At 55.6% G+C, this 24,458-nt stretch carries 22 protein-coding genes, 1 tRNA gene and 1 other RNA gene; 7 read left to right on the top strand and 17 right to left on the bottom strand.

Annotated features, from left to right (window positions below; all coding sequences use genetic code 11):
• Positions 1 to 79 precede the first annotated feature (79 nt).
• Both ACKF11_RS08335 and ACKF11_RS08340 read left to right on the top strand, forming a co-directional pair.
• A tRNA-Asn gene (locus ACKF11_RS08335) sits at positions 80 to 155 on the top strand.
• Positions 156 to 395: 240 nt separating this feature from the next.
• Entirely contained in the window at positions 396 to 1,430 is a 1,035-nt protein-coding gene (locus ACKF11_RS08340; RefSeq protein ID WP_407996679.1) for a sulfite exporter TauE/SafE family protein, read from the top strand.
• Positions 1,431 to 1,496: 66 nt separating this feature from the next.
• Here ACKF11_RS08340 and ACKF11_RS08345 read toward each other — a convergent pair whose 3' ends face one another.
• Entirely contained in the window at positions 1,497 to 1,664 is a 168-nt protein-coding gene (locus ACKF11_RS08345) for a hypothetical protein (protein ID WP_407996680.1), read from the bottom strand.
• Between the two features lie 258 nt (positions 1,665 to 1,922).
• Here ACKF11_RS08345 and ACKF11_RS08350 point away from each other — a divergent pair, with 258 nt between their 5' ends.
• Entirely contained in the window at positions 1,923 to 3,311 is a 1,389-nt protein-coding gene (locus ACKF11_RS08350; protein WP_407996681.1) for an exonuclease domain-containing protein, read from the top strand.
• 2 nt (positions 3,312 to 3,313) lie between these two features.
• Here the strand turns inward: ACKF11_RS08350 and ACKF11_RS08355 are convergent, their stop codons facing one another.
• The 8 genes from ACKF11_RS08355 to ACKF11_RS08390 form a co-directional block, all read right to left on the bottom strand.
• Complete coding sequence (locus tag ACKF11_RS08355) at positions 3,314 to 5,152, bottom strand: ABC transporter ATP-binding protein (protein ID WP_407996682.1); 1,839 nt, start codon at positions 5,150 to 5,152, stop codon at positions 3,314 to 3,316.
• A complete protein-coding gene (locus ACKF11_RS08360) occupies positions 5,142 to 6,962 on the bottom strand; it encodes an ABC transporter ATP-binding protein (protein WP_407996683.1) in 1,821 nt (606 codons plus the stop codon). The genes ACKF11_RS08355 and ACKF11_RS08360 overlap by 11 nt, the downstream gene beginning before the upstream one ends.
• Before the next feature lie 79 nt (positions 6,963 to 7,041).
• Positions 7,042 to 7,824 (bottom strand): ABC transporter permease, encoded by a 783-nt coding sequence (locus ACKF11_RS08365; protein ID WP_407996684.1) that lies wholly within the window; start codon positions 7,822 to 7,824, stop codon positions 7,042 to 7,044.
• Entirely contained in the window at positions 7,821 to 8,639 is an 819-nt protein-coding gene (locus ACKF11_RS08370) for an ABC transporter permease (RefSeq protein WP_407996685.1), read from the bottom strand. Before ACKF11_RS08370 ends, ACKF11_RS08365 begins: the two co-directional genes overlap by 4 nt.
• 146 nt (positions 8,640 to 8,785) lie before the next feature.
• Positions 8,786 to 9,193, bottom strand: a complete 408-nt coding sequence (locus tag ACKF11_RS08375; RefSeq protein ID WP_309565370.1) for an ExbD/TolR family protein — start codon at positions 9,191 to 9,193, stop codon at positions 8,786 to 8,788.
• Entirely contained in the window at positions 9,193 to 9,927 is a 735-nt protein-coding gene (locus ACKF11_RS08380; RefSeq protein ID WP_407996686.1) for a MotA/TolQ/ExbB proton channel family protein, read from the bottom strand. The genes ACKF11_RS08375 and ACKF11_RS08380 overlap by 1 nt, the downstream gene beginning before the upstream one ends.
• A gap of 38 nt (positions 9,928 to 9,965) precedes the next feature.
• A complete protein-coding gene (locus tag ACKF11_RS08385; RefSeq protein ID WP_407996687.1) occupies positions 9,966 to 10,796 on the bottom strand; it encodes an energy transducer TonB in 831 nt (276 codons plus the stop codon).
• A 34-nt stretch (positions 10,797 to 10,830) separates the two neighbouring features.
• Positions 10,831 to 11,670: an ABC transporter ATP-binding protein gene (locus ACKF11_RS08390; protein WP_407996688.1), complete on the bottom strand. Its 840-nt coding sequence runs from the start codon at positions 11,668 to 11,670 to the stop codon at positions 10,831 to 10,833.
• Positions 11,671 to 11,829: 159 nt separating this feature from the next.
• On the opposite strand from ACKF11_RS08390, the gene ACKF11_RS08395 reads away from it, so the two are divergent.
• Positions 11,830 to 11,985 (top strand): hypothetical protein, encoded by a 156-nt coding sequence (locus ACKF11_RS08395; protein ID WP_407996689.1) that lies wholly within the window; start codon positions 11,830 to 11,832, stop codon positions 11,983 to 11,985.
• Positions 11,986 to 12,083: 98 nt separating this feature from the next.
• Here ACKF11_RS08395 and ACKF11_RS08400 read toward each other — a convergent pair whose 3' ends face one another.
• The 4 genes from ACKF11_RS08400 to ACKF11_RS08415 form a co-directional block, all read right to left on the bottom strand.
• Positions 12,084 to 13,130: an ABC transporter substrate-binding protein gene (locus ACKF11_RS08400; protein WP_407996690.1), complete on the bottom strand. Its 1,047-nt coding sequence runs from the start codon at positions 13,128 to 13,130 to the stop codon at positions 12,084 to 12,086.
• Positions 13,127 to 14,221: an ABC transporter substrate-binding protein gene (locus tag ACKF11_RS08405; protein WP_407996691.1), complete on the bottom strand. Its 1,095-nt coding sequence runs from the start codon at positions 14,219 to 14,221 to the stop codon at positions 13,127 to 13,129. The genes ACKF11_RS08400 and ACKF11_RS08405 overlap by 4 nt, the downstream gene beginning before the upstream one ends.
• Before the next feature lie 226 nt (positions 14,222 to 14,447).
• Entirely contained in the window at positions 14,448 to 15,506 is a 1,059-nt protein-coding gene (locus tag ACKF11_RS08410) for an ABC transporter substrate-binding protein (protein WP_309565377.1), read from the bottom strand.
• Positions 15,507 to 15,520: 14 nt separating this feature from the next.
• On the bottom strand, positions 15,521 to 16,249 hold the full coding sequence (locus tag ACKF11_RS08415; RefSeq protein WP_407996798.1) for a class II aldolase/adducin family protein: 729 nt from the start codon (positions 16,247 to 16,249) through the stop codon (positions 15,521 to 15,523).
• A gap of 356 nt (positions 16,250 to 16,605) precedes the next feature.
• Between ACKF11_RS08415 and ACKF11_RS08420 the strand changes: the two genes are divergently transcribed.
• The gene (locus ACKF11_RS08420) at positions 16,606 to 17,766 is read left to right on the top strand and encodes a sigma-54 interaction domain-containing protein (protein WP_407996692.1); all 1,161 of its coding nucleotides are present in this window, start codon (positions 16,606 to 16,608) and stop codon (positions 17,764 to 17,766) included.
• A 53-nt stretch (positions 17,767 to 17,819) separates the two neighbouring features.
• Here ACKF11_RS08420 and ACKF11_RS08425 read toward each other — a convergent pair whose 3' ends face one another.
• The 4 genes from ACKF11_RS08425 to ACKF11_RS08440 form a co-directional block, all read right to left on the bottom strand.
• Complete coding sequence (locus ACKF11_RS08425) at positions 17,820 to 18,422, bottom strand: DUF5610 domain-containing protein (RefSeq protein ID WP_407994945.1); 603 nt, start codon at positions 18,420 to 18,422, stop codon at positions 17,820 to 17,822.
• A gap of 157 nt (positions 18,423 to 18,579) precedes the next feature.
• Positions 18,580 to 19,131 carry an NADPH-dependent FMN reductase gene (locus tag ACKF11_RS08430; protein WP_407996693.1) on the bottom strand — a complete coding sequence of 184 codons (552 nt, stop codon included), beginning with the start codon at positions 19,129 to 19,131 and terminating at the stop codon, positions 18,580 to 18,582.
• Between the two features lie 251 nt (positions 19,132 to 19,382).
• A complete protein-coding gene (locus tag ACKF11_RS08435; RefSeq protein ID WP_407996694.1) occupies positions 19,383 to 20,939 on the bottom strand; it encodes a methyl-accepting chemotaxis protein in 1,557 nt (518 codons plus the stop codon).
• Between the two features lie 166 nt (positions 20,940 to 21,105).
• The gene (locus tag ACKF11_RS08440; RefSeq protein WP_407996799.1) at positions 21,106 to 22,374 is read right to left on the bottom strand and encodes an adenylate/guanylate cyclase domain-containing protein; all 1,269 of its coding nucleotides are present in this window, start codon (positions 22,372 to 22,374) and stop codon (positions 21,106 to 21,108) included.
• A 130-nt stretch (positions 22,375 to 22,504) separates the two neighbouring features.
• Here ACKF11_RS08440 and ffs point away from each other — a divergent pair.
• Together ffs and dnaX are read left to right on the top strand one after the other, a co-directional pair.
• An RNA gene (ffs, locus tag ACKF11_RS08445) (signal recognition particle sRNA small type) lies at positions 22,505 to 22,602 on the top strand.
• 119 nt (positions 22,603 to 22,721) lie between these two features.
• Positions 22,722 to 24,440, top strand: coding sequence for a DNA polymerase III subunit gamma/tau (gene dnaX, locus ACKF11_RS08450; RefSeq protein ID WP_407996695.1), 1,719 nt, complete (start codon positions 22,722 to 22,724; stop codon positions 24,438 to 24,440).
• The last annotated feature ends 18 nt before the right edge of the window (positions 24,441 to 24,458 follow it).

Consider the following 24,458-nt stretch of genomic DNA (forward strand, 5'->3'; position numbering starts at 1 on the left):
AGCATCGGAAATCTGTCATTTTTTTATAGAAAATAGTTGACCACTCCCCGCCAGCCCAGTATAGTAGCGGCTTCTCGATTCCCCGATAGCTCAGTCGGTAGAGCAACGGACTGTTAATCCGTGTGTCCCTGGTTCGAGCCCAGGTCGGGGAGCCAAACAGAGAAAGGCCCACAGCAATGTGGGCCTTTTTTCTTTAGTCTGTTCCGTCTTTAGATTTATATCAGCGCCATGTTGCTTGTTAGCAACACATCATGTGTAATCCTCAAGTTTTCTTTAGTCGGTAATCTATCTGAGCGGCCCTGCTTTATCGCCTGTTGTATTGGATGGGGGAAACTTGATTGCCAGACTCGGACCACGCTTTTCATCTTTAAGATTAGATATTAATAACTTATACCATGATGTATTTGAATATTTTCCTCGTCGCTTTCCTGGCCTTTGCCCTGAGCATGGTTTGCGGAGGTGGTGCCGGGCTGTTGCTGATTCCGATTCTGGGTTATGCCCTGCCAGCTGCCCAGGTGCCTGCAGCCCTTTCCATCGGGACGTCCATCAGCTCAATTACCAAGCTCTATCTATTTTTCCGGCAAATTGACTGGAACATAGTAAAACACTTCTTGCCGTTCGCGCTGCCTGGAGTGTTGGTTGGAGCTTGGCTACTGAGCTATCTGGCCCCGATGTATATAGAGTTGTGCATGGCGGTCTTCCTGGTATCCAACTTGCCTTATATATTCAAGAAGGATTCGGCACCTCCTCAGGATAAGCCACCATTTTCAAGCCGCCTTCTCAGATTTATTGGCTTCTTGGCCGGATTTATCTCAGCCTTGACTGGCGCAGTAGGTGTCCTGTTCAACGGGGTATATCTACGCTACGGGCTAACAAAGGAAGAGATCATCGCCACCCGGGCGGCCAATGAGATCATCCTGCATATTGTCAAATTATGCTTATATGCCTCATTCGGCTTGTTTACGCTGAAGGCGTTCTATATCGGCATGCTGGTTGCGGTGGCGGCAATCGCTTCTACTTATCTGATGAAGTATGTCCTGCCTAAAATATCGATCAAGGTATTCAGCAAGATTGGTTATAGCGCCATGGTACTGTCAGGCATCTTGCTATTGAATAGTGCGGTGGTAAGGATTCAAGAAGCTCACAACCCCAATATTGATATCGTCAGGGTGTCAAAAGGTTACGATGCTACATTCAACTGGAATGACTTGATCTACACCATTGAATTTAAATATGGTGAAGGCTTCGAATTCGAGAAAATCATTCCATTCTCAGACCTCGATCAAGCACGACAGGCATACGTACTCTCGCAAGATGTAGGATCTGCCAAAATCGTTATCGAGAAAGTCTATGCCTTGAAAAAGATTTCCTACGAGGCTTATTACTATGATCGCGATAATCAATTAATCAAGAAAATTAAGTTTCCTTAATCATAAAAAAACAAAAGCTTGTGCGAATACAAGCCTACAAGGAGATAAGGTCCGCGAAATTGCCGCTCACTGTACGCCCTCGTCAATCGCGGACTGGATAATGTCATCAGTAAAAGGCGTACCGGCGGCTCGCAGGGCAATCACAAGGTCGTCGACTTCATGTACCTTGCCGGAATCATCGGTTGCAACTAGCTGGTTGTATTCCATTTCATCCATGATGCGCTCTTTTTTCATATGTGTAAATCGATCATAAGCAGGCCATGTGAAAGTTGTATTACAAATCACTTCCAAAGAATTCTTTCAAGCCTCAGTAACCTGACAGACCGTTGAGACTTATCCGATGTCATATGAGATTAAGCATATCCCATGCCATAGCGGCTGGCTTACAATATTCGCCCGTCTTCAATCCGCATAAGTTGCTCATGCCAGGCATTCGATAACATGCCCAGCCTGCTGTACAATCGTTCATATATTTGAGTTTCTTCCTTCATCATGTTGCCCGCTTACGTACTGCTAGACCTTGAAACCACAGGCGCGACCCCGGTTACAGACCGCATCACTGAAATCGGCCTGATCCGTTACGAAAACGGAGTCGAGGTCAAACGCTGGCAGACCTTGGTCAATCCTGAAATGCACATTTCGCCCTTCATCAATGCCATTACCGGCATCAGCAATGCCATGGTGAAGGATGCGCCTTTGTTCCGCGATGTCGCCAACGAGCTACTTTCCCACCTGCACGGGGCGGTATTGTGCGCGCATAACGTACGGTTCGATTACGGTTTCCTCAAGAACGAGTTCAAGCGCCTAGGCATGACATTGCGACAGAATGTGCTCTGCACCGTCAAGCTGTCGCGCCGGCTTTATCCTGAATACAAAAGCCACGGCCTGGATGCCATCATCGCGCGCCATGGCATCGTCTGCGCGGCACGACACCGCGCCATGGGCGATGTGGATGTCATGGCGGAATTCCTGCATATTGCAGAAGCCGAACATGGATTGGAAACATTGCAGGCCACGGCCGAGGAGTTGCTCAAAGGCCAGTCGCTGCCTGCCGACATTGATCCGCAATTGATAGATGGCATACCGGAAACACCCGGCGTTTATTTCTTTTATGGGGAAAATGCCCTTCCCCTCTATGTAGGCAAGAGCGTCAACCTCCGCAACCGCGTGCTGTCGCATTTCAACAGCGACCATGCGCGGGCGCGCGGCATGCGCATCGCCCAAGAAATCAAGCATATCGAATGGATAGAGACCGCCGGGGAGTTTGGCGCGTTGTTATTGGAAGCCAGGTTGATCAAGGAGCGCCAACCGATACATAACCGGCAGTTGCGACGCGAGCAGCAGCTTTGCTCCTGGCATCTGGCCCCGTCTGCGGGGCAACGCCCCTTGCTGACCCTGGTCGCACAGGATGCCATGACCGAAGACTTGCTGGGCGAGCTCTACGGGACCTATCGCACCAAGCGCCAGGCCGTAGCCGCATTGCGCCAGCTTGCCCAGGTGCACGGGCTTTGCCCGCAACACCTGGGGCTGGAAAGCGGCAATGGCCCTTGCTTTTCATATCAGCTCAAACGCTGCAAGGGGGTGTGCTGCAACCAGGAGCCGCCGGAGTTGCACTACCTGCGCCTGAAGCAGGCGTTGATCAGTCATCAACTGAAATCATGGCCCTATCCCGGCAAGATCGGCATCCGCGAAACCAATGCCAAGAATGGAAAGTCCGCAGTGCATGTGTTTGAGCACTGGTGCTACCTTGGCACGGCGGACGAGCACGACAGCCTGGATATGATGCGCCACACCAAGACGGCGTTCATCTTCGATATCGATACCTACAAACTGCTGCTGAAACAACTCAACAAACCCGGCCTGCAATTGCTGCAGCTTTAAATTTAAAACTCCTGCCCGGCCTCATAGGCATGATACAGCGCGGCATAATGCCCGCCCTGGCGCATCAATGCGTCATGCGCGCCCTGCTCCACCACCTGGCCGTCGCGGATCACGGCAATGCGGTCGGCATCGCGGATGGTGGCAAGCCTGTGCGCGATGATGATGGCGGTCCGCCCCTCGCATAAGCGCCGCAAAGCGTGCTGTATCTTGCGCTCGGTCTGGATATCCACGGCGGAAGTCGCCTCGTCGAGGATCAGGATGGCCGGATCGGCGAGGTAGGCCCGCACCAGGCATACCAGTTGCCGCTGCCCATGGCTCAGGTGGCTACCGAGGGCTCCCACCTCCGTCTGATAGCCATGCGGCAAACGACTGATGATGTCATGCACGCCCAGCGCCTCCGCCGCGGCGATCAGCTCCTGTTCGCTGGCGTGCGGCTTCGCCAGCCGCAAGTTGGCGATAATCGTGCCGCTGAACAAGACGTTATCCTGCAGCACCACGCCGACATGGCGCCGCAATTCATGCTGCGCCACGGATTTCACATCATTGCCGTCGACCAGCACCGCGCCGCCCTGCACCTCGTAGAAGCGCGTCAGCAATTGCACCAGCGTGCTCTTGCCATGGCCGGTTGGCCCGACGATCGCCAGCACCTCGCCTACCTCCACCTTGAGGTTCAGGTTGCGTATAACCGGGTTTTCCCCGTCCGGATGATAGGAGAACACGACATTGCGGAACTCGACATCGCCCCGCACCTGCTGCAACGGCGCTGGGTGCTCGGCATCACGGATCTCCGGCTGAGTGTCGAGCAGCAGGAAAATACGCTGGGCGGAGGCCACGCCGTTGATGTAGCGCTCGAACAGGTCGCCCAGTTCTTGCAACGGCCCGAGGAACATGAAGACATAGAACATGCTCGCAGCCATCTGCCCAAAACTGATATGTCCCAAGGCGACTTCGCGGCTGCCGAAGACGATGAGCAGCATCATGCCCAGGGTCGTCAGCACGCCGGTGAAATGCGAGAACCAGCCCGACATCAGGGTATTGCGGATCAAGGCGTTGATGAAGTCCTGGATCAGCACGCGGTAGCTGGCACGGTTGTTTTCCTCCTGTACTGCCTGCTTGATCAGGCGCACGCCGGCCACCGTCTCGACCAGGTGCGCAGTAAAGCGAGCGCGGTTTTCCGCCACCCGGGCGTAATTGCTCTGCGCCAAATATTTGAACAGCCATGTCGCCCCGAATAACAAGGGAATCACGGATGCCAGGCTGAGGAACAATATCGGCGAGGTCAGCCAGAGCAATATCCCAGCTACTACGCTGCGTAGCAAGGCCGACAGCAGCTCGGGGGGCCCCTGTATCATCAATGGCTCCAGGCTGTCGACGTCGCGGTCTATGCGCGAGACGATGCGGCCAGACTTGGTGCGGTCAAAATACCCCACACTCAAATGCTGCACGTGATTGAACACACTCACGCGCAAGCTGTTCAACACCCGGATCGCCGCCGAGCCGGAAAGATATTGGGAAACGCCTGCCAGACCGAAACGCCCGGCCCAGGAAATGGTCATGCCGACCAAGGCCCACAGGATGATATGCGTATTGAGGCTGTAGCTTCCCGCCAAGCCTTTCACCAGGCCATGGTCTATCACCTGCTCGATCATGTAAGGCCGCAGGAACACCAGCCCGACCAGCACGATCTCCGCAATGATGGCCCCGGCTACGAAATGCTTCACCGGGCGCAGCAAAGGCAGCAGGCGCCAGAACATGCCGCGCTGCAGTTTCTGCTGCGCCAGCATTTCCTCCAACTCGATATCGGACATCACGCGCAGGGCGGGCGCTCTATCATTGGCCATCTTCCACCTCCGTCAACTCCTGCACGCCCATCAACTCCCTGTATTCCGCGCTGCTCGCCACCAAACTCGCATGCGTCCCTTCCGCAATGATCCTGCCGCCCGAAAGCACCAGTACGCGATCCGCCAGCAGGATAGTGGATAGCTTGCTGGCAATCATGAGCACTGAAACCGCCTGCCCCTTGTCTTCCGGCAGGCGGCGGATGTTGTTCAATACCGTGCGCTCGGTCACGGCATCCAGCGCGCTGGTGGCATCGTCCAGCACCAGGATGGAAGGCTTCCCTATCAAGGCGCGCGCAAGGCAGATCCGCTGCCGCTGTCCTCCCGAGAGCGTAATACCCCTATCGCCGATTCGGGTCTCCAACCCCGACTCCAACCGTGCCAGCACTTCTTCTGCCGACGCCATGCGTAATGCCCACAGCAGCTCCTCGTCCGTCGCGTTCTGGCCCGCGAGGCGCAAATTGCTGGCCAGGCTGTCGGAAAACAAGAAACCCTCCTGCGGCACGACATGGATCGCGCGCCTCAAGGCGTCCAGGGTGAAATCCCGCACATCGTGCCATTCATCATCCCATCTCAACTCGATCTTGCCGGCCTTGGCATCGGCAAGCCTGGGCAGCAAGCTTGCCAGCGTGCTCTTGCCGGAGCCTGTCGCCCCGACCAGCGCCACGACCTCGCCGGGCTTGAGTTCAAAACTGCATTGGTCGAGCACCGGGTTGCCTCCGCCTGGAGGCTCGACGCCCACCTGCTGAAGCCGGACGCCAAGCGCCTTGCCTTGGGGAATATCCAGCGTTCCACCTTTAATCTCGGGCAAGGCGTCCAGCAACTCCCATATGCGCGCCGCCGACGAACGCGCATCGGCAAACACCTGCATCACCCTTCCCACCCCCTCTACCCTGAATACCAGCGTGGTAGCCATCAACAGGGAAGCGACCAGCTCCCCATAATTCAAATGCCGGGTGTAGACCAGATATGCGCCCACGCCCAGCACCCATACCTGCCCGAGCCCCACGACGAACTGGGGAATGGGTATCCTGCTTGTCGAGTAGCGCAAGGCTTCCAGGGCCTGGCCGACGAAGAAACGGACATGGCGCTCGAACTGCGCCACGCGGGTGGATTCCAGGCTGAAGGCCTTGATCACGCGCACGCCGCTTACCCCTTCCGTCAAGTCCTGGTTGACGCTGTCGAACGCCTGCCCCACGGCACGGTCGAGCTGTACCAAATGGTCGGTCTGGCGGAACAGGATGTAGAAGCCCAGGGTCGTCAATAACAAGGGGCCGATGCCCAGCAACGGGTGATACCAGAACAGGAAGCCGACCGCGGCGATGATAATGAACGATGTGTCGACCACCTGCCGCCAGAAGCTGATCAAGGCATCGCGCAGCTTATCGGCGTCGCGCGTGGTGCGCGTCACGATCTCGCCCGCGCCGTGCAGCCAATGGTAGGCCAGGTCCAGGCGCTGTACCTGCACCAGGATCATCTCGCGCAAATATCCCAGCAGGTCTTGCTGGATCACCAGCGATAGCCAGCCGACAAAATACATCAGCAATGCCCGGCCTGCGGCAATGCCCACGATGATCAGCAGCCAATGCCAGGCCACGCTGGCATCCAGGTTGCCAGCCGCATCCGCGACGACGGCCACGCCCTGCTCCACATCGTGCACGGCACGCGCGATCATGCCCTGTTGCCAGGCCAGCATGAAATTGGCGAGGGCAAATAAGGCAGCGGAAATCCAGAAACGTACGGGCGTACGCCGATAAAGCCACAAACATCGCAACAAGGGATAGGAACGGAGATTCACAAACCGGGCTTTCATACAGCAGGGTTATGCGCCATGCCTGGGGAACCAGGCATGGCGGCAGTGCAGGAACGCACTGCGTTATTTGGGATATAGACTAGCGCAGATTACGCCAGCGGAACAAGTAGCGGCCCACGCGCTGGATGACCAGGTTCATCAGGTAGCCCAGCAAACCGATCAAGGCGGTGAGGATAATGAGGATATCCATGCGCGATGCGGCCTGCGCGTTCATCATGATGTTGCCGAGGCCAGCACCGGCGCTGAACAGGATCTCGCTGCCGATGGTCGCAAGCCAGGCAAACGCCAAGGCGAACGAAACGCCGGTAAAGATGCTGGGCAATGCCGCGGGCAGGAGTATCTTGAAGAAGGTCTTGCTACGCCCCAGCTTGTAGACATCCCCGACTTCCTTGTACTTGTCCTCAACCTGGTGCAGGCTTTCGTAAGTCGCCAGCACCATGGGATAAAACGCCGACAGGCACACCACCAGCAGCTTGGACGGATCGCCATTGCCCAGCCAGAGGCTGAACAAGGGCACCAGCCCCATCAACGGCACCTGGCGCAGCATATGGTAGAGCGGCCCGATCAATACATCCGCCACGCGCCATAACGCCATCACCGCACCGACCCCGAAGCCGATGGAGCCGCCGATCAGCAGCCCAAGGAAAGCGCGCTGGAGGCTGGCAGCGACGCCTTGCTGCAGCTCTCCTGTCGAGATGATTTCCAGCAAGCCATGATAAATCTGCGAGATAGAGGCGAATGCATAGGCATGTTCCGCGCTCTGGCGCGACATCGCTTCCCACAACAGCAGGAGTGCCAGCGGGATCAGCCAGCCGCGGCCGCTTTGCAAAATACGGTATCTGGATAGAGTTTGCGTTGTCATTTTGCTTCAACCTTGCGCCAGGGAATCAGATTGGCCTCGCCCCACTTGAACAGGCGGTCAATGCCGAAACCGATGAGTCCGGTCAGCACCACGCCGACCATCACGATATCAATGCGGAAAATCTCGCGGCCCATCTGCATCATATGCCCGAGCCCGCTGTCGGCGGCAAGCAACTCTGCCGCCACCAGGATGGTCCATGAACGCGCAAACGCAATGCGGAAGCCCGTCAGGATAGGCGGCAGGATCGCAGGAATGACCACTTTGGTGTACAAGGTACGGTTGGGCAGCTGATATGCCTGCGCCACCTCGAAATAATGCTTGGGTATGCCCTTGGTAGCCTCGTACGACGCCAATGCCACGGTAAAGAAGGCCGCCTTGGTCACGATGGCGATCTTGAACAGCTCCTCGATGCCGAACAACAGGATGAAGATCGGGATCAACGCGATGGTCGGCACCTGGCGCAATGCCTGGAACAGCGGCGAGAAAAAACCCTCCACCTTGGGCGACAACGCCATCAGGATGCCGAACAGCAATCCGGAACTGGCGCCGATCAGGAAACCCATCCCTAAACGAGACAAACTGACTGACAAATGCGCCCACAATTCGCCCGAATCCAGCAGCTCATGCAGGCTGGCGAGCACTTCCCACGGCGAAACCAGCAATTGCGGAGAGAAAATCTCCAGCTTGGTGACCCATGCCCACAGTAGGAGAAACGCGATCGGGGAGATAAACGCCGCCAGGCGTAACCTGCTGCGACGGCGAAACACCGGGTCGGCCTGGTTGATGCCAAGTGCAACCCTGATACCTATGCTCATAGATATAATTCTTTCCTGCTTGATAATAGAAGCGGCTACAGCGGCTAACAGAACTCAGCGCAACCCTCTCCTGGCTAGGCACTTTGCCGAGTAAAAGTAGTAGCGCTCGGCAAAGCAGCAATGCCAGGAGAGTTTTGTAACCGCCTTTATTCCGCCTGGGTCAGCACGGCCAGCTTGGTAATGCCGGCGCGCTCGATCGAGGCCATGACCTTGGCCACCACGCCGTAATTCACGGCTTCGTCGGAACTCAAGTGCAATGCCAGATCGGGATTGGCCGCATGGCGCGCTTTCAATTCCGACTCCAGTTGCGCCACTGGCAGTTCCTGCTTGTCCACGAACACTTTGCCTTCCGCGTCCACGCTCACTGTCACTGGCTTTTTCGGCTCGGGCGGCTGCGTGGCAGCCGTTTTAGGCAGGTTCACCGTGATGGCGTTGTTGAGTACCGGGATGGTGACGATGAACGCCACCAGGAGCACCAGCATCACGTCCACCAAGGGCGTAATGTTGATTTCGCTCAATACGTCATCTGATTCGCTAGTTGTCGAGAAAGCCATTATGCAACCGCCTCATTTTTCAGGTTGACCACGGAAGAAGAAGTCTCTTGCTTGGTTGAACCAAGCTCGACAGGCTTGCTGCCGGCAAAGTTGGCCTTGCGGGAAAGGCGAATCAGGTCGGCGGCAAAATCATCGAGGTCGCCGTTGATCAGCTTGAGGCGGCGGGTGAAGAAGTTGAATGCCAGCACGGCAGGCACCGCAACCGCAATCCCTAGGCCTGTCGCCACCAGGGCTTCGCCGATCGGGCCGGCGACGACTTCCAGGCTGGCGGAGCCCAGCGCGCCGATATTGGTCAGCGCGTTCATGATGCCCCATACCGTGCCGAACAGGCCGACAAACGGCGAGGTGCTGCCGATACTGGCCAATACGGCAAGACCGCTGTCCAGGCTGCGGCGCTCCTTGAGGATTTGCTGGCGCAGGGAGCGCTCGAGCAAGTCCTGGCGGTCGCCGGTATGCTCAAGATCATGGGAGGCATGGCTGTCTACGTCGCGCAGAGTATTGAAACCAGCCTGCGCCACGCGTGCCGCAGGACCGTCGACATCCTGGATCTCGGAGGCGGCAATAATATTGGGAGCGCTCCAGAACGCCTTCTTGTAACGCTTGGTCTGGCTGGCTGCGCGCCAATGCTGGTAGCCCTTGACCAACAGCAAGGTCCAGGTCACCACGGAAAAGGCAATCAGCGCATAGAGCACGCCATCGACAATCAATGAATTAGATTCTGAAATATCAAACATCTTTAATGTTCCTTCAAATAATGACGTAAATGATGGCTTTAAGAAGCCAGTTTGAATTCAATCGGCACGGTGGCCCAGCCATCGATCGGGGTATTGCCGCGCTTGGACGGCGCAAACTCCCAGCCTTTCACCGCCTCTATCGCGGCCTCGTCCAATGTCTTGCGGCCGCTGGACTTCTTGATCTCCACGCCCTGGACCTTGCCGCTGGCCAACACCCGCACCCGCAGCACTACTGTGCCTTGCCAACCTTGCCGTTGCGCGAAGGATGGATACTTCGGCGCAGGGTTGTTCAAGTAGCCCGCATAGCCCATTGCCTCGGTTATTGGTTCTTCCTTCACTGGCTCTGGCGGCGGTGGAGGCGCAGGCGGCGCGGCCTCTACTGGCTCGCTGGTCCTTTCCGCCGTGGTGTTTTCCTGCACCACGATATCGTCCGGCTTGATGTCAGGCTCGGCCTCCGGCGTTTTCAATGCCGGTTGCGGCTTGGGCTGCGGCGGCGGTTGCTTCACCACTTTCTTGGGCGGTGGAGGCGGCGGCGGTGGCGGTTTCACTTCGGGCGGCGGCTCGATCACTGGCCTGATGATCTCGATTTCCACCGGCCGGGGCTTGGGCACGATCGGCGCATGATCCGCATTGATATAGAAATAAGCCCCGACCACATGCACGGCAATCACCACCAGGCCCAGGGCCAGGTAATTCCTGCCGCCGCCTGGGACAGCCGCTTCTTCCTGAAATTCTTTCTGGCGCAAGGCAAATGCCTGATCCAGCCGCTTGCCTGCCTCGGCAACGCGCTTCGCCAGCTCATCCCTTTTCGGCAGGATGTCGCCACTCTCAAGCAACCTGCCAGCAGGCCTCAAGGCAGATGTAGACACGTATATCCTCCTTTGTATGTTCCGTTGCGGCGTGCTAGACGAAATCCGTCAGCACGTCATCCTTGATACGCTGGAATTCCAGCGTGGAACGCACGCGCGGACGCGGCAGGTCGACGGGGACGATGCGCTTGATGCGGCCTGGGTGGGATTGCATCACCACTACGCGGTCCCCCAAAAACACAGCCTCCTCCACATCATGGGTCACCAGGATGGTGGTCAAGCCCTCCTGCTCCCATAAGCGTTGCAGTTCCTGTTGTAGTTTCAATCTGGTCAAAGCGTCCAATGCGGCAAATGGCTCGTCCAACAGCAGCAATTGCGGACGCAATACCAACGCTCTGGCAATCGCCACGCGTTGCGACATCCCGCCGGAAATCTGGTGGGGATAGGCTTTTTCAAAACCCGACAATCCCACCAGGTCGATCTGCGCCTGCACGCGGCGCTTGCGCTCGGCCTTGGTGGTCTCGGTGGCGGCAAAAGCGAGCTCGATATTGGCCTCCACCGTCAGCCACGGAAACAAGCGGTGTTCCTGGAACACGATCCCACGGTCGAGGTCGGTACCCTGGATGCGCTTGCCCTGGTATACGATGTCTCCGCCATAGTAGGTATCCAGCCCGGCGATCAGCTTCAGCAAAGTCGATTTGCCGCAACCGCTGGCGCCCACGATCGAAATAAACTCGCCTGCGCGAATTTCCAGATTGATATCGGAAAGCACCTGAAGGCGCTCACCCGAAAGCTGGAACGCCTTTTCGACCCTTTCGATAGTCAAGGCAACCGGCCTCGGCTTTAATTGCTGCTTTGCGTTTTGCTCTTTCTGCGTTTCATCATGCAGTGCCTGTTCACGTTTAAAACTCAGCACTGTATTCAATGCACTCATTCTTGCTTCTTTCTGCCGCCTGGGCTTTTGGGTGCCCTGCGGCACATCACTCCAAATAACTTTTTCTAATATCTCTTAATAAAAACATATAAAGAGAATTAAAAATACAATTTGGTTATATATAGGCAATCCCTGTGCCAAATCCTTGGGAAAATCGACTTGTTATTAAAATTCATTGGCTTGGAAAAATCCCGAACGGTCACCAGAGAGCAAACTGTTGCTATGGCATCAAAAAACACAGTCAAAGTGTTGCTACAAAAACAGGGCCTGCTGGTGGAAATGAAACAGCAGCGCAAAATTAGCGCTGCTGTTTAAATCGCAATCTAGAGCAATTAACGAATTATCCAGGCGTCGTACCCTGCCTTTGCCCTACGACTACCTCCGACAGAGCCATATAGCCTGGATCGCTGCCTTTAATGTGGAACCCAGAAATCTTCGAGCTTGAGCTCCCGCAATGCCGTGGTGACAAATCGCGGGTTCAGCATTTGCTGGACGTCAGCTTGCGTTCGCGTCAACCCTGATGCCTGCGCATAGGCCACCGCCTTGCGGTAATGCTCCTGCAAGGCTGCATCGTAGAGCGGCGACCAGCGCTGGCGCCAGCTCACGTTGTCCTGGTCGTATTCTCTGCGGTTCACGCTTTCTGGATAGATCTTGTTGGAATATTCCCGGATGTAGGTTTCCTTGTTTTCATCCTGCGCTACCCAGTGCACGCTTTTCAGGTAGGCAGTGACGATGGCCTGGGTAACCTCGGGGTTCTGCTTCACAAAATCATTGCGCGCCCATACCCCGCCCATCAGCTTCCAATCGACCGGCGCGGTCTTGGTGGACCAGATGATTTTGCCTACTCCCCTATCCTCCAGGATATAGGAATCGAACAGGCTGAAAAAACCATCGACAGTGCCGCTTGCCAAGGCGGCAGCGCCGACTTGCGGGTTGACATTGACGATCTTGAAGTCCTTGAACGTCAGGCCTTCGCTCTGCAACAGGTTGGAAAAAGCCAGCTCCCACGGGCGGCCACGGTGCAAGGCAATCTTTTTGCCCTTCAAGTCCTTGATGCTCTTGGCTGTCGAGTTCTTCGGCACAACCAAATAGGAATTGGAAGTCGTACCCCAAGGCGCCACCAGCTGCACGGTGGGCTTGCTGGCATTGAGGATAATGGGCGGCAAATCGCCGTAGATGCCGAAATCGATCTTGCCGCTGGCAAAGCCTTCGTTGATCACGGGACCGACGGACGCCATCGCGGCGGGCACCCATTCCACCTTGATACCCTGCTTGCGCAGCTCTTCCGGGAAAGCACCATTGACGACAAGAGAAGCGCTACCGGTATACACCGTCTTGCCGCCGACGTTGGTTGCCACCGAGGCGATACGGACCACCTTGAGGTCTTCGGTATGGGCAGTAGGGAAATAGCCCAGGAACCCTGCCAGCAATAAGGCAGGCAATACAGTCAACCTCATCATTTCCCCTTACCCGCTGCTGGACTGAGCTGAGCCTGCTTGATCTGCTGGCTTTGCCAGTAATGTTCAAGGTTCAGTTCCTTGAGCGCATGCTCGACGAATTGCGGGTTCAGCAATTGATCCAACTTGACCTCGTTGCGCACCAAGCCTGATTGCTTGGCGTAACTCGCTACACGGCGGTAATGCGTCTTCAGCGCGTCATCATAAAGCGGGGACCAACGGTCCTTCCAGGCGACGATGTCATTATCGTAATCCTTGCGCACCACCTCTTCCGGCAAGGCATTGGTGGCATATTCCTTGATGTACTTGTCCTTGTTCGCATCCTGCGAAGTCCAGTAATTGGTCTTCACGTAGGCCGTCACGATGGTCTGGGTAAGCTCGGGATATTTCTTGATGAAATCGTTGCTGGCCCATAGCCCGCCCATCAGTTTCCAGTCGGGCGGCGAGTTCTTGGTGGACCAGATGATGCGCCCGACTTTGCGCTGCTCCAGGATATGCGCATCATTGAGGCCGAAGAAGCCGTCCACCGTGCCGCTCGCCAACGCGGCTGCGCCGACTTGGGGATTCACGTTGACGATCTTGAAGTCCTTGAAACTGAGACCCTTGGATTCGATCAGGTTGGCAAACGCGATTTCCCAGGGGCGGCCGCGGTGCAAGGCAATCTTTTTGCCTTTCAGGTCCTCAATAGTACTGGCCTTGGATTTTGCCGGCACTACAAGATAGGAATTGCCGCTGCGTCCCCAGGGCGCCACCAATTGCACAGTGGGCCTGGAGGCATTCAGGATCACCGGAGGCAAGTCGCCATAAGAGGCGAAATCGATTTTGCCGCTGGCAAAACCTTCGTTGATGATCGGGCCCACGGCGGAATGGGAGGCAGGCACCCATTCGATTTTCACGCCTTTTTTCGCGAGCGTCTCTTCCAGCCCGCCTTCGGTCAGCACTGCGGCGCCGTTGAGGTAAGTAGTCTTGCCCGCAATGTTGTATACCACTGCCGCAATTCGCACGACCTTAGGTGCTTCCTCGGCAAAGCCAACAGAAGCCGGCAATGCCATCATGGCGGCCAGCGCCAGATGATAAATTTTTCTATGCAACATTTAAATCACTCCAAAACATGTCAGTCCTGCTTCAAAATCCAGTGCGGGGTATTCGAAGCTCATGATAATTCAATGAAAAAACAGTGCGCTCGCCCGTGGTCGGGTAAAACACACCGATATAAGGTGACAGTCTGGAAAATCATCACTGTTACTCACAACATTGTTACTCAACACAAATGACTACCTGCCTGAGTTAGAACGATTCACAAAACTCAGCGAAGCACTCTTAGGCGACCTTTGCCTCTAGCTGCTTCTTGGCTTCCTGCAACGGGCGTTGATCCACCCATGCGTCAAAATCGAAATCGCGGTCCAGCAGCCCGTGAATCCACATGAAATTCTTCTGTTTGCGGAATAGCTCGAGGCGATCGGGTGTCAATGTCGGCTCAAGATGCAGGTGGAAATCGTTGCGGTATGCCGTCGCCACGCTCTCAGCGCCAGCAAAGGTCTCGTCCTGCAGAATGCTGCGCACGCCTTCCAGGTTGTGCTTGGCCCAATCGGCCGCACGCAGCGTCTGGTACAAGAAGCGGACCACCAGGTCGAAATGGTTCTCCAGCAAATCCTCATGCACCGTGATGGGCCGCGGGGTGCCATTGTTCACCCGCACGCTCTTGTCGGGATAGCTGTCGAGGTCAATCCCGACCACGAGCCCTAAGCGCTTGGCTGCTTCGACGGCGGAAGCGCCCTTGACGTAGACCGCATCGACATTCCCTGCCACCAGTTCGTCCAGTCCTGCCCACAGGCTGCCGACCACTTCGCGGCTGCGCCTGCCATCTCCACGGCCTGCCCCGGCTGCAGCCACTTCGACGAGCTCGACGTCATCCAGCGTCAAGCCTGCGATACCGAGCGCGCCTTTATATCCGTGCAGGCTCATGCCGCGGGCGATGCTGCTGCCGCGCACATGGTCCTTGATCGGATGGTCGACAAAAGCAGGCAAGGCCAAGCGCCTTCCCTTGAGCTGGTGCGGCTCGGTAATCCCGGAATCCGGCCTCACCAGGATCGCTTGCCATTCGTCTATCCATGTCAGCCCAATCAAGCGCGTAGGCGCATATTGCGCGCGGGCCGCGATCGCCAGCAAGTTGCCCCCTTCGCGGATGAGGGTAGGCAATTGGTGGTCGTAATGGTGCCGGTTGTATTCGCGGGGGCCGTCCTGTAAGGTGGAAACGGTAATGCCATCCTTTGAAAACTCTTCATCCAGCCAGCCCAGCTTGTAGGCAATCCCGGTTGCCGTCGGCACCGGGCAACGGGTAAACCAGATTTGGTCTACGCTATTTATCAGCTCGCTCATTGCCGCGCCCTCGATTAGCCCAGGTCAGTGGCTGGCAGCAGGTTCAGCCCCTTGGCCTGGTCGTAAATCCTGGCCATCTTCCATTGCTGCGCCAACACGCCAGGACCGTAATCACGAGATCCGCCAATCGGGTCTGCCAAGGTCTGGATTTGCGCGCCTTCTTCAAGGATGAGGATAAACTCGGCGGTCTTGCGCAAACCCTGCTTGCCCCAGACGGTAGAACCGCCATTGGCTTCCAGGATTGCCGTGTTGTGCGGATTCAGCTTGATCTGGTCAAGAATAAAATCCACTTCTTGCTGGCGGCGGTCTATATAAATAGGAATTTCACGAATCAGGTTATAACGCTGTACCGGAACATAACGAATCGGCAATGTACGGTGAGTTTGCGCCCAGGCGCCCAGATAGGGGGAATGCACATGTGAAATCGTCGTGATGTCCGCATGCTCCTTGAAGAGCTTGGTATAGCGGGTCGAGCCGGCGGCGCTTCCCTTGCCCAGCACCACATTGCCTTCAAAGTCCACGACGACCGCCTGCAAGCCACGACCATCCCAATTGAACGGGCCGGGATCGTTCACGATGACCAGCTTTTCCTCGCCGGGCACGCGCTCGACAAAGCCTACCGTCCCGTTAGCAGTAATGGTGCCGGTGTTGCGAAACGCGGCAAACGCGATCTTGGCGTCAGCCAAGACTTGTGCAGCAAAAGCTTCTAGATCGTTTTCTGTTTCAATTGCGGTTATGGTCATCATTCACCTCTGTAGTCATCATGAAAGGCAGGCGAACCTGCCGGGCATCTTGATAACTAAAGTGGCAAAACACATGCCAAGAGCAATTCATCCTATAAAATTGCACAATACCCTATGTATTTCATATACATACATCCAGCACAAAAAGTACTTGGCTCCACCCCGTCTGTTTCAAAATCAACAGTTGCTGAAATACAAACAGTGGATGCCATTGAATAATTGCTCAGGAAACAACAACCGTTCTCCAGCATCTTTTTTATTCCAAAAAAGAATATAAATATAAAAATATAGTTTTAGACCGGCTAAAGGATTGTGCGTATATTGTGAGAAGTTTCTACATAGAAAGTCCTAAGCAAATGCATGCTGAACTATGGAATTATGAGCGGGCATTCGAAAGCGCTGATCACGTCATCACGCACCCAAATCCCAGCTCTGTCAGCCTATCCGTGCGCGCAAGTGCACTGGTTTTCAGCGACCCTAGGTCCCAGGGGTTATTGAACCTGATTGAGAAAATTGCGGCCAGCAACGCCACCGCGCTGATTATTGGCGAAACCGGCACCGGCAAGGAGTTGATTGCCCGCCATATCCATGCGCTCAGCAATAGGCGCGACGGCCCTTTCCAAGCCATCAATTGCGGGGCTTTTTCAGAAACCCTGGTGGAAAGCGAATTGTTCGGTTACGAACGCGGCGCCTTCACAGGCGCGACCAGCGCCAAGACCGGTTGGTTTGAGTCCGCGAATGGCGGCACACTGTTCCTTGATGAAATAGGCGACCTGCCCCAATCAACCCAGGTCAAACTATTGCGGGTGCTGCAAGAGCGCGAAGTCGTGCGCCTGGGCTCCCGCAAATCAACACCGATCGACGTCCGTCTGATAGCCGCCACCAACGTGGACCTAGAAGAAGCGGTACGTGCCGGGCGCTTCCGCGAAGACTTGTACTACCGCATCAAGGTGGTGCCTGTCGATTTGCCACCGCTGCGCGAGCGTCCAGGCGATATCCTGCCGCTGGTCGAGCATTTCCTCAATGTCTACAAGTCACGGCTGCACACCGACATCCCCAAGCTCGCGGCAGAAACCATTCAGCAATTGCTTCATTATCCGTGGCCGGGAAATATCCGCGAACTCGAGAATGTCATCCACCGCGCATTGTTGATTTCAACCTCAGGCACCCTTTATCCCAAAGACTTGGGCTTGCCTCCGATTGGAACGGTACCGCTGGAAAAGCAAGAAGCAAAGCCGGTATTGACATCATACGCAGGCAACAAGCTCGGCAGCGGGACGCCTCAGGCTCACTATCCTGCGCAGCCACTTACCACGCTGGAAACCTATCAACTGGAACGTGTCCTCGGCCAGTTTTTTGAATCGCCCCCGCCCAATCTCTTCGAGCTGGTCAATGCGGTTCTGGTGGAAAAGGCCTACGAGTTCAGCAACAAGAACCAGGTGCACACGGCCAAGTTGCTGGGCATTAGCCGCAATATCCTGCGGGCAAGGCTGAAGGAACTGAAGCTGATTGCTTGACGAACAAAATAAAAAACCACCCTTGGGGTGGTTTTTTATTGCCTTAAAGACTCTTACTCTTGAGGGCTGCTGGGCTGGTCGGTGCCGCCACGGATCGCAGAGAGTTTAGCCTCGAGAAAATCGTCATAACCCTTCTGTACCAGATCATATGTCTTGGCAATCCCTGCCGCAACGGCACTGCCCTCTCCCAGTACATTCAAGCCGCTAAGAATATCCTTGGCTTCAGCATAGCCTTTCTCGAACCCGCCCCGGATCAACGCCACAAAATCGCGTGCCACCGTTTCCGCATCCTTATCGGGATACCGCGCGGCATAGGCTTCAAAAAATCCCGTGGACATCGACAAAATGCGTCCCGCCGTGGCTTCAGGGCTATTGTCCTGCCCCATCGCGCCTTCAATTGCATTCGCGCCCAATTCAGGCTCCAGTACGGCATTGAGCTGCTCTACGGCCGAACGATACAGCAAGGCCAAGCCATCATTGCCCGATTGGATCGAAACCTGCAACGAGGCTTGCAGGATTTGTCCGTTCAGCACCGCTTTCTGGGACTCCGGCCTGGCCTCGGCAGCTTTCCTAGCCTCGTTCAATGCTTCGTTGGCAGGCGCAGAGGCGGCGGGAGCCGTCGTGCCAGTGATAACGCCATTGCTGGATGCAACCATGGTGCTCTCCTATACTGGTTCTGAGATGGTATTCATCCATATCGGCAGAAAGCGGAGAAAATGAAGTCATCCTTTAGTCAACCACTCCGATGCAGCAACCTTAGGCACGAAAAAAGGGAGTCAGAGGACTCCCTTTTGTTTACCCGACCAATGACCCTTAGGCCACCAAGGTCTGTGGCGCTTCCTGCTTCAGCAGGAATGCTGCCTGCTCAACAGCCACCGCTATGCGCTGGCGGATGGCATCGCTGGTCAATTGGTAATGGGCGAACTCGGTATCCTTGGCATAGATGGCCGTGGGCGTGGTATACACATTGAAAAAACTCGCCAGGGTTCGCAGTTGGTAGTCCACCACCATGGCATGCTGGTCGCTGCCGCCGGTTGCCGCGAGGATGGCGACCTTGCCGACCAAGGCCTTGGGGTCGAGCAAATCAAAAAAATGCTTCAACAAGCCGGTATAGGAGGCTTTGTATACGGGGCTCGCAATCACGAGCAAATCCGCCTCTTGTACTTTCTTGTATATTTCGGTCAATTCGGGAGGGAAATTCCCATAAGACACGGTGCTACCCAAGATTGCTGCAAATTCAGCAATATCGATCACCTCAGCAGGCGCGTGCAATTGATGCGATGCGCTGGCAGCAATCTCTTCCACAAGCGCCCTTGTCCTGGACGGTTGCGACAAACTGCCTGAGATGCCTACTATTTTTGCCATACCAACTCCTACTTCCATTAATTAATTCAACTCATGCCAAGGCATGCATTGAATAAATTCAGCAATAAAAGTGCCAGGGCAAAATGTGATTATAAATCAATTGGGAACAATAAAAACCTCTATTCACTTTAGGGTGAAGTGCTGAATATCAAGCACCAATACAGCAATGTTGCTTTAATATCAGCAGTTGGATGGGTATGTGCGGATAAATCAACAGTTTGATCCATGGCCAGGCTTTACAGCCACCGTTCTCAGGCTATCTTGAATATCTCTACCGCTTTCTTCAAGCGGCCCGCCTGGTCATCCAAGGCGCTCGCAGTAGCCGCTGATTGCTCGACCAGTGCGGAGTTCTGCTGCGTTGCATCGTCCATCTGCGTGATGGCGAGCTTCACCTGTGCAATTTCGTTTGCCTGTTCGCTGGAGGCGGCGGCAATCTCCTCGATCAAGGTCGCTATCTGGTTGACCGAGTTCGCAACATCGTGGATGGTATTGCCGGCCGCAGTCACTTTGCGGGTGCCTGTATCCACCACCTCGCCAGAAGACGCAATCAATGTCTTGATTTCCTTGGCGGCGCTGGCACTACGCTGCGCCAGGGAGCGCACTTCACTGGCCACCACGGCGAATCCCTTGCCCTGTTCGCCAGCGCGAGCTGCTTCCACGGCAGCATTCAAGGCAAGAATGTTGGTCTGGAAGGCAATGCCGTCGATCAGGCCGGTAATCTCCTCGATCTGTCCGGACTTGCTGCTGATTTCCTGCATGATTTGCACGACCTCGTCCATGGCAGTCTCACCCTGCCTTGCAACACTGGCTGCATTATGCACCATGCCTGTGGCGGTCCTGGCGTTGTCCGCGTTGTGCGCGACGGTTTCCGCCAGCTCTTCCATGCTGCCCGCTGTTTCTTCGATCGAGCTGGCCTGTTCTTCGGTACGGTGGGAAAGGTCGTTGTTGCCTGTTGCAATCTCGCTCGTGCCACTGTTGATCTGCTCAACGCCCTCCCGCACTTGGCGCACCATCTGGGCAAGGCTGTTCTTCATGTCAATTAAGTAAGGATAGATCTGCCCTGGGCAGTTCTTGCCGAATGGTTCTATATGGAAGGTCAAGTCGCCATCGGCAATTTTCTGGAAATACTCTTTTACCTGGTCCAAGGGAGTGCGTACGAAATGGACAATATAGCGATCAGCCAATATCAACAGCATCAGGCAGACCAGCGGAACGGCCGCTACCGAGACCGTGACCAGCTTGCGGTTTTTATGCGCACTTTCCAATACGGACAACTGCTGCTGCTCCAGCTGCTCGTTCACTTCCTGGATCGTATTGCCGAAATCACGGCTGGCGCTGACGACGACTTTGATATTGTGCTGCTTGTACTGAGCGACATCGCCTTGCTCAAGCAACTGAACCAGGCTATTGACTCCTTCGTGTGCGAATGCGGTGTAGTGGTCCTTGAGCTGCTGAAGCAGGGCAGCGTTTGTCAATGACGTGTTCTGCAGGAAAGTATTGAAACTGGCATCGGCCTGCTCGATCGCAGCCAGTGCAGCCTGGGATTCCGCCTGGCTTGCGTTCTGGTCTCCCGCATCAAGGTAGTCGCCCTGCCTGACCAGCCGTAGCCTGGCCCTGAGCAATTGTTCATTTACCTGAGACAAGGCGCGAGTTTGCTGCAGCATGGCATGGCTGGCTCCAAGCTCTTTCCCGGCATTACTGAGTCCCTTCAACCCGATGGCAGAAAGCGTCAGGATCAAGATGCTGATGAAGATCAGCACAATAATCACCATGCGGTGAACTGTAATATCCCTAAGAAACTGTTTCATGTTATTCCTTCACCAAATGAACTCAATGCAGCGCTTGGCATGAAATCCAGTGAATGGCACTGATGAATGAAATAACGGAAGGAAAAGTAAAAATTTAATAAAATATGCAAATAGCAAATTTTATATATTTACAGAATTTTCCGGTTTAAAAGCTACTTGGCTGAATCTAAACCCGAATTTTTTCCAACCTGCCTTTAAGCAAATAAGTGCTGACCTTGCCCTTGCCTTTGACATCGACCCCGTGGCGGGGCTCAAGCAGGTAATCCTGTTTCAGCAACTCATAAGTAGCGGCAGATACCTGGATCTCATTAGGCAAGCCGGTATGCTCCATGCGGCTGGCGATATTGACGGCATCGCCCCACAAATCGTAGCTAAACCGGGTGTTGCCGATAATGCCGGCCACGACTGCGCCGCTGTTGATCCCAATGCGCATCGCCAGCGGCCGGCCAATCTCCGTCGAAACCTCTTGAAGCAAGGCCGGCATTGCCAAGGCCATATTCGCCATTACCTCGGCATGGTCGGCGCGGGCGTTGGGCGCCCCTGCTATCACCATGTAGGCATCGCCTATGGTCTTGATTTTCTCCACGCCGTAGCGTGCGGCAAGCTGGTCGAAGCGGGAAAAAACATGGTTTAGCATATCCACCACTTCAGTTGGCGCCATACCGGCGGAAATCTGGGTGAAGTTCACGATATCCGCGAACAGGATAGTCACTTCATCATGGCTATCCGCGATTCGCGTCCCTTGCGACTCATGCAAGCGTTGCGCTACCGATTCCGGCAGTATGCTCCGCAACAATTGCTCCGACCGCGCCTTTTCCACCGCCAATGCCTCCAGCACCTTGGCTTTTTGCGACTGGAAATAACGCATGACGATATAGAGAATAGCCGAGACCCCCGCCATATTGATGGCAAAGAACGCGTCCCGTATATCGCTGGGGATAGGCAAGGCATGGACGGAAAACAAGGGATTCAAGTGCCATGACAGTATCACCAGCAGCCCGAACAACACAAACCATGGCGTGGACTGCTTCGTCCCCAGAATCATCAGGGCGCCCACCGGCGACAAGATTGCCCAGAAAGCGACACCGCTGGAAGCCTGGAACCCGCCAATGATCCATTGCATGAAGAACGGCATCACCAGCAGCATGACCAGCTGGGTGAAGGTGAAGGCGTCGAAGCGCTTGAAATGGTAAAACACCAGCAAGCTGCCGTATGAAATGATGATGTAGATGTACGGCACGGCCGCCATCACCGCATATCCCTCCCCCAGGCTGGAAAGGGTGAATATCCAGAATACGCAGGCCAGGCTTTCAGCCAGCACCAGAATGGATAGGATGACGACGCCAAGCACGACCGTCTTGGCTATTTCAGAAGGCTTGTTCCCCAGGAAAGGCTGGATAAACCGCATGAAATAACGGTCAGCCTGATGCATGATTGCGTTCTCTTTTTTTGTTGTAATTCAATTGATTTGAGCAATATATCGCAAGGCCGGCAGTTAATCTATCCCCGTCGTCGTCAATCAAAGCGCTGGCTGATTGCCGCGGGTTTGGGTTAGAATGGCACCTGGCGGGCCTCCCCGCATTGCAAAGTAGCCAACCTGGTCAGGTCCGGAAGGAAGCAGCCACAACTATTGAAGCAAGTGCCGGGGGTTTGGCTCGCCTCTTTAAAGAATCCGACAAGCCTGGCTGCGATGGGCAGCGCCGAATCTTCGTTTCAATGTGCGCATTTGACCGGGCAGAGCAGGCTCCTGTAACGCATGACACCCAATGAGTTTATACGCCGATGAGCTATCAGGTTCTTGCCCGCAAATGGCGTCCGAAATCCTTTGATGCGCTGGTAGGCCAGGAGCATGTGGTACGTGCGCTCACCAATGCCTTGCAGCAGCAGCGATTGCATCATGCCTATCTTTTCACAGGCACCCGCGGCGTCGGCAAAACCACCCTCTCCCGCATCCTGGCAAAATCCCTGAATTGCGAACTCGGCGTCAGCGCCACCCCTTGCGGCCAATGTGCAGCCTGCGTCGCAATCGACAAAGGCAGCTTCCTCGATTACGTCGAGATGGATGCAGCATCCAACCGCGGGGTGGAAGACATGACCTCGCTGCTGGAAAAAGCCATTTACGCCCCTACGCAAGGCCGCTACAAAGTATACATGCTTGACGAAGTCCACCAGCTCACCGGGCATGCCTTCAACGCCATGCTGAAAACGCTGGAAGAGCCCCCGGCCCACGTCAAGTTCATCTTGGCCACCACCGATCCGCAAAAAGTGCCGGTCACCATCCTGTCGCGCTGCCTGCAGTTCAACCTGCGCCAGATGTCGAGCAGCGGCATTGCCGAGCATCTCCAGCATGTGCTGGCCCAAGAGAACATCGCCTTCGAGCCTGTCGCGCTGCAACTGATCGGCCGCTCCGCCAACGGCAGCATGCGGGACGCATTATCCCTGCTGGATCAGGCGATTGCCTATGGCGGCAACAGCATCAATGAAAAAGAGGTTCGTGCCATGCTGGGCGCGATTGACCAGGCTTACTTATTCGACCTGATCAATGCCCTGCTGGCCCGGGACGGCAATGCCCTGCTGAGCCAGGCCCGCGCCATGGAGCAACGTGCGATTTCCTTTGACGCCGCGCTGAACGACCTTGCCAACCTGCTGCATGAAATTGCCATTGCGCAGGCGGTGCCGGACAGCATCGCGCACGACCATCCCGAACGCCAGGCCATGCTCGACATCGCTGCGCGGATGAGCGCCGAGGAAATCCAGCTCTATTACCAGATCGCCCTCCTCGCTAGGCGGGACCTCGGCCTGGCGCCGGATGAATTTGCAGGGTTCACCATGGCATTGCTGCGCATGCTAGCTTTCAACCCCGGAGAGCAGAAATCACCGGCAAAGGCAAAACCGGCTGCTGTTGCGCCACCCGTAGCGGCTGAAAGCTCGACGCCCCGTGCCAGTGCCGCCCTTGCCATCAGCCAGCCAGTCGCCAAGATTGCAGCCCCCAGCATCACGACGCGCAGCGTGGAGGCAACGCCTGAACTGGCCCCACAGCCATCAGAACCTGCTCCGCAACCGGTTCCGGTTTCCGCGCCTGCTTCCAGCATTGAAGATACCCCTGTCTCAGCAGTTACCCGCAGCTTTGACGGCGATTGGCGTGGATTGGTTGACCGGTTGAAGCTCGGCTTGGCCAGAGCGCTTGCGCAAAATTGCGAGCTGGCAAGTTTCGATGAGGAACATATCGCTTTTTCCGTGCCGCCGACGCAAAAGCACCTGTTGGGCATGGGCTATGAGGAAAAATTGCAAAGCGCGGTTGAGCAGCACTTTGGCCGCAAAATCAAAATGACTTTCGCATTGGGCGGCAGCGGGAACACGCCGGCCCAGTTGATGAGCCAGGAAAAAGCCGCCTTGCAGGCGCACGCGGAAAGCGCAATTCACAACGATGGCTTTGTGCAGGCGCTGATCAAGGATTTCGGCGCACAGATCATTCCATCCAGCATCAAACCACTTCAATAAATCCCGGAGGATAAACAT

The sequence above is a fragment of the Methylobacillus draconifructus genome (assembly GCF_045984385.1).
Classification (GTDB): Bacteria; Pseudomonadota; Gammaproteobacteria; order Burkholderiales; family Methylophilaceae; genus Methylobacillus; species Methylobacillus flagellatus_A.

Bases quoted from the DNA above. Each gene is read 5' to 3' on its own strand.
- ACKF11_RS08390 (WP_407996688.1), bottom strand. From the start codon at position 11,670: ATGAGTGCATTGAATACAGTGCTGAGTTTTAAACGTGAACAGGCACTG.
- ACKF11_RS08365 (WP_407996684.1), bottom strand. From the start codon at position 7,824: ATGACAACGCAAACTCTATCCAGATACCGTATTTTGCAAAGCGGCCGC.
- ACKF11_RS08400 (WP_407996690.1), bottom strand. From the start codon at position 13,130: ATGATGAGGTTGACTGTATTGCCTGCCTTATTGCTGGCAGGGTTCCTG.
- ACKF11_RS08435 (WP_407996694.1), bottom strand. From the start codon at position 20,939: ATGAAACAGTTTCTTAGGGATATTACAGTTCACCGCATGGTGATTATT.
- ACKF11_RS08425 (WP_407994945.1), bottom strand. From the start codon at position 18,422: ATGGTTGCATCCAGCAATGGCGTTATCACTGGCACGACGGCTCCCGCC.
- ACKF11_RS08415 (WP_407996798.1), bottom strand. From the start codon at position 16,249: ATGACCATAACCGCAATTGAAACAGAAAACGATCTAGAAGCTTTTGCT.
- ACKF11_RS08380 (WP_407996686.1), bottom strand. From the start codon at position 9,927: ATGTTTGATATTTCAGAATCTAATTCATTGATTGTCGATGGCGTGCTC.
- dnaX (WP_407996695.1), top strand. From the start codon at position 22,722: ATGAGCTATCAGGTTCTTGCCCGCAAATGGCGTCCGAAATCCTTTGAT.
- ACKF11_RS08350 (WP_407996681.1), top strand. From the start codon at position 1,923: ATGTTGCCCGCTTACGTACTGCTAGACCTTGAAACCACAGGCGCGACC.
- ACKF11_RS08340 (WP_407996679.1), top strand. From the start codon at position 396: ATGATGTATTTGAATATTTTCCTCGTCGCTTTCCTGGCCTTTGCCCTG.
- ACKF11_RS08410 (WP_309565377.1), bottom strand. From the start codon at position 15,506: ATGAGCGAGCTGATAAATAGCGTAGACCAAATCTGGTTTACCCGTTGC.
- ACKF11_RS08405 (WP_407996691.1), bottom strand. From the start codon at position 14,221: ATGTTGCATAGAAAAATTTATCATCTGGCGCTGGCCGCCATGATGGCA.
- ACKF11_RS08360 (WP_407996683.1), bottom strand. From the start codon at position 6,962: ATGAAAGCCCGGTTTGTGAATCTCCGTTCCTATCCCTTGTTGCGATGT.
- ACKF11_RS08355 (WP_407996682.1), bottom strand. From the start codon at position 5,152: ATGGCCAATGATAGAGCGCCCGCCCTGCGCGTGATGTCCGATATCGAG.
- ACKF11_RS08345 (WP_407996680.1), bottom strand. From the start codon at position 1,664: ATGAAAAAAGAGCGCATCATGGATGAAATGGAATACAACCAGCTAGTT.
- ACKF11_RS08370 (WP_407996685.1), bottom strand. From the start codon at position 8,639: ATGAGCATAGGTATCAGGGTTGCACTTGGCATCAACCAGGCCGACCCG.
- ACKF11_RS08430 (WP_407996693.1), bottom strand. From the start codon at position 19,131: ATGGCAAAAATAGTAGGCATCTCAGGCAGTTTGTCGCAACCGTCCAGG.
- ACKF11_RS08375 (WP_309565370.1), bottom strand. From the start codon at position 9,193: ATGGCTTTCTCGACAACTAGCGAATCAGATGACGTATTGAGCGAAATC.
- ACKF11_RS08420 (WP_407996692.1), top strand. From the start codon at position 16,606: ATGCATGCTGAACTATGGAATTATGAGCGGGCATTCGAAAGCGCTGAT.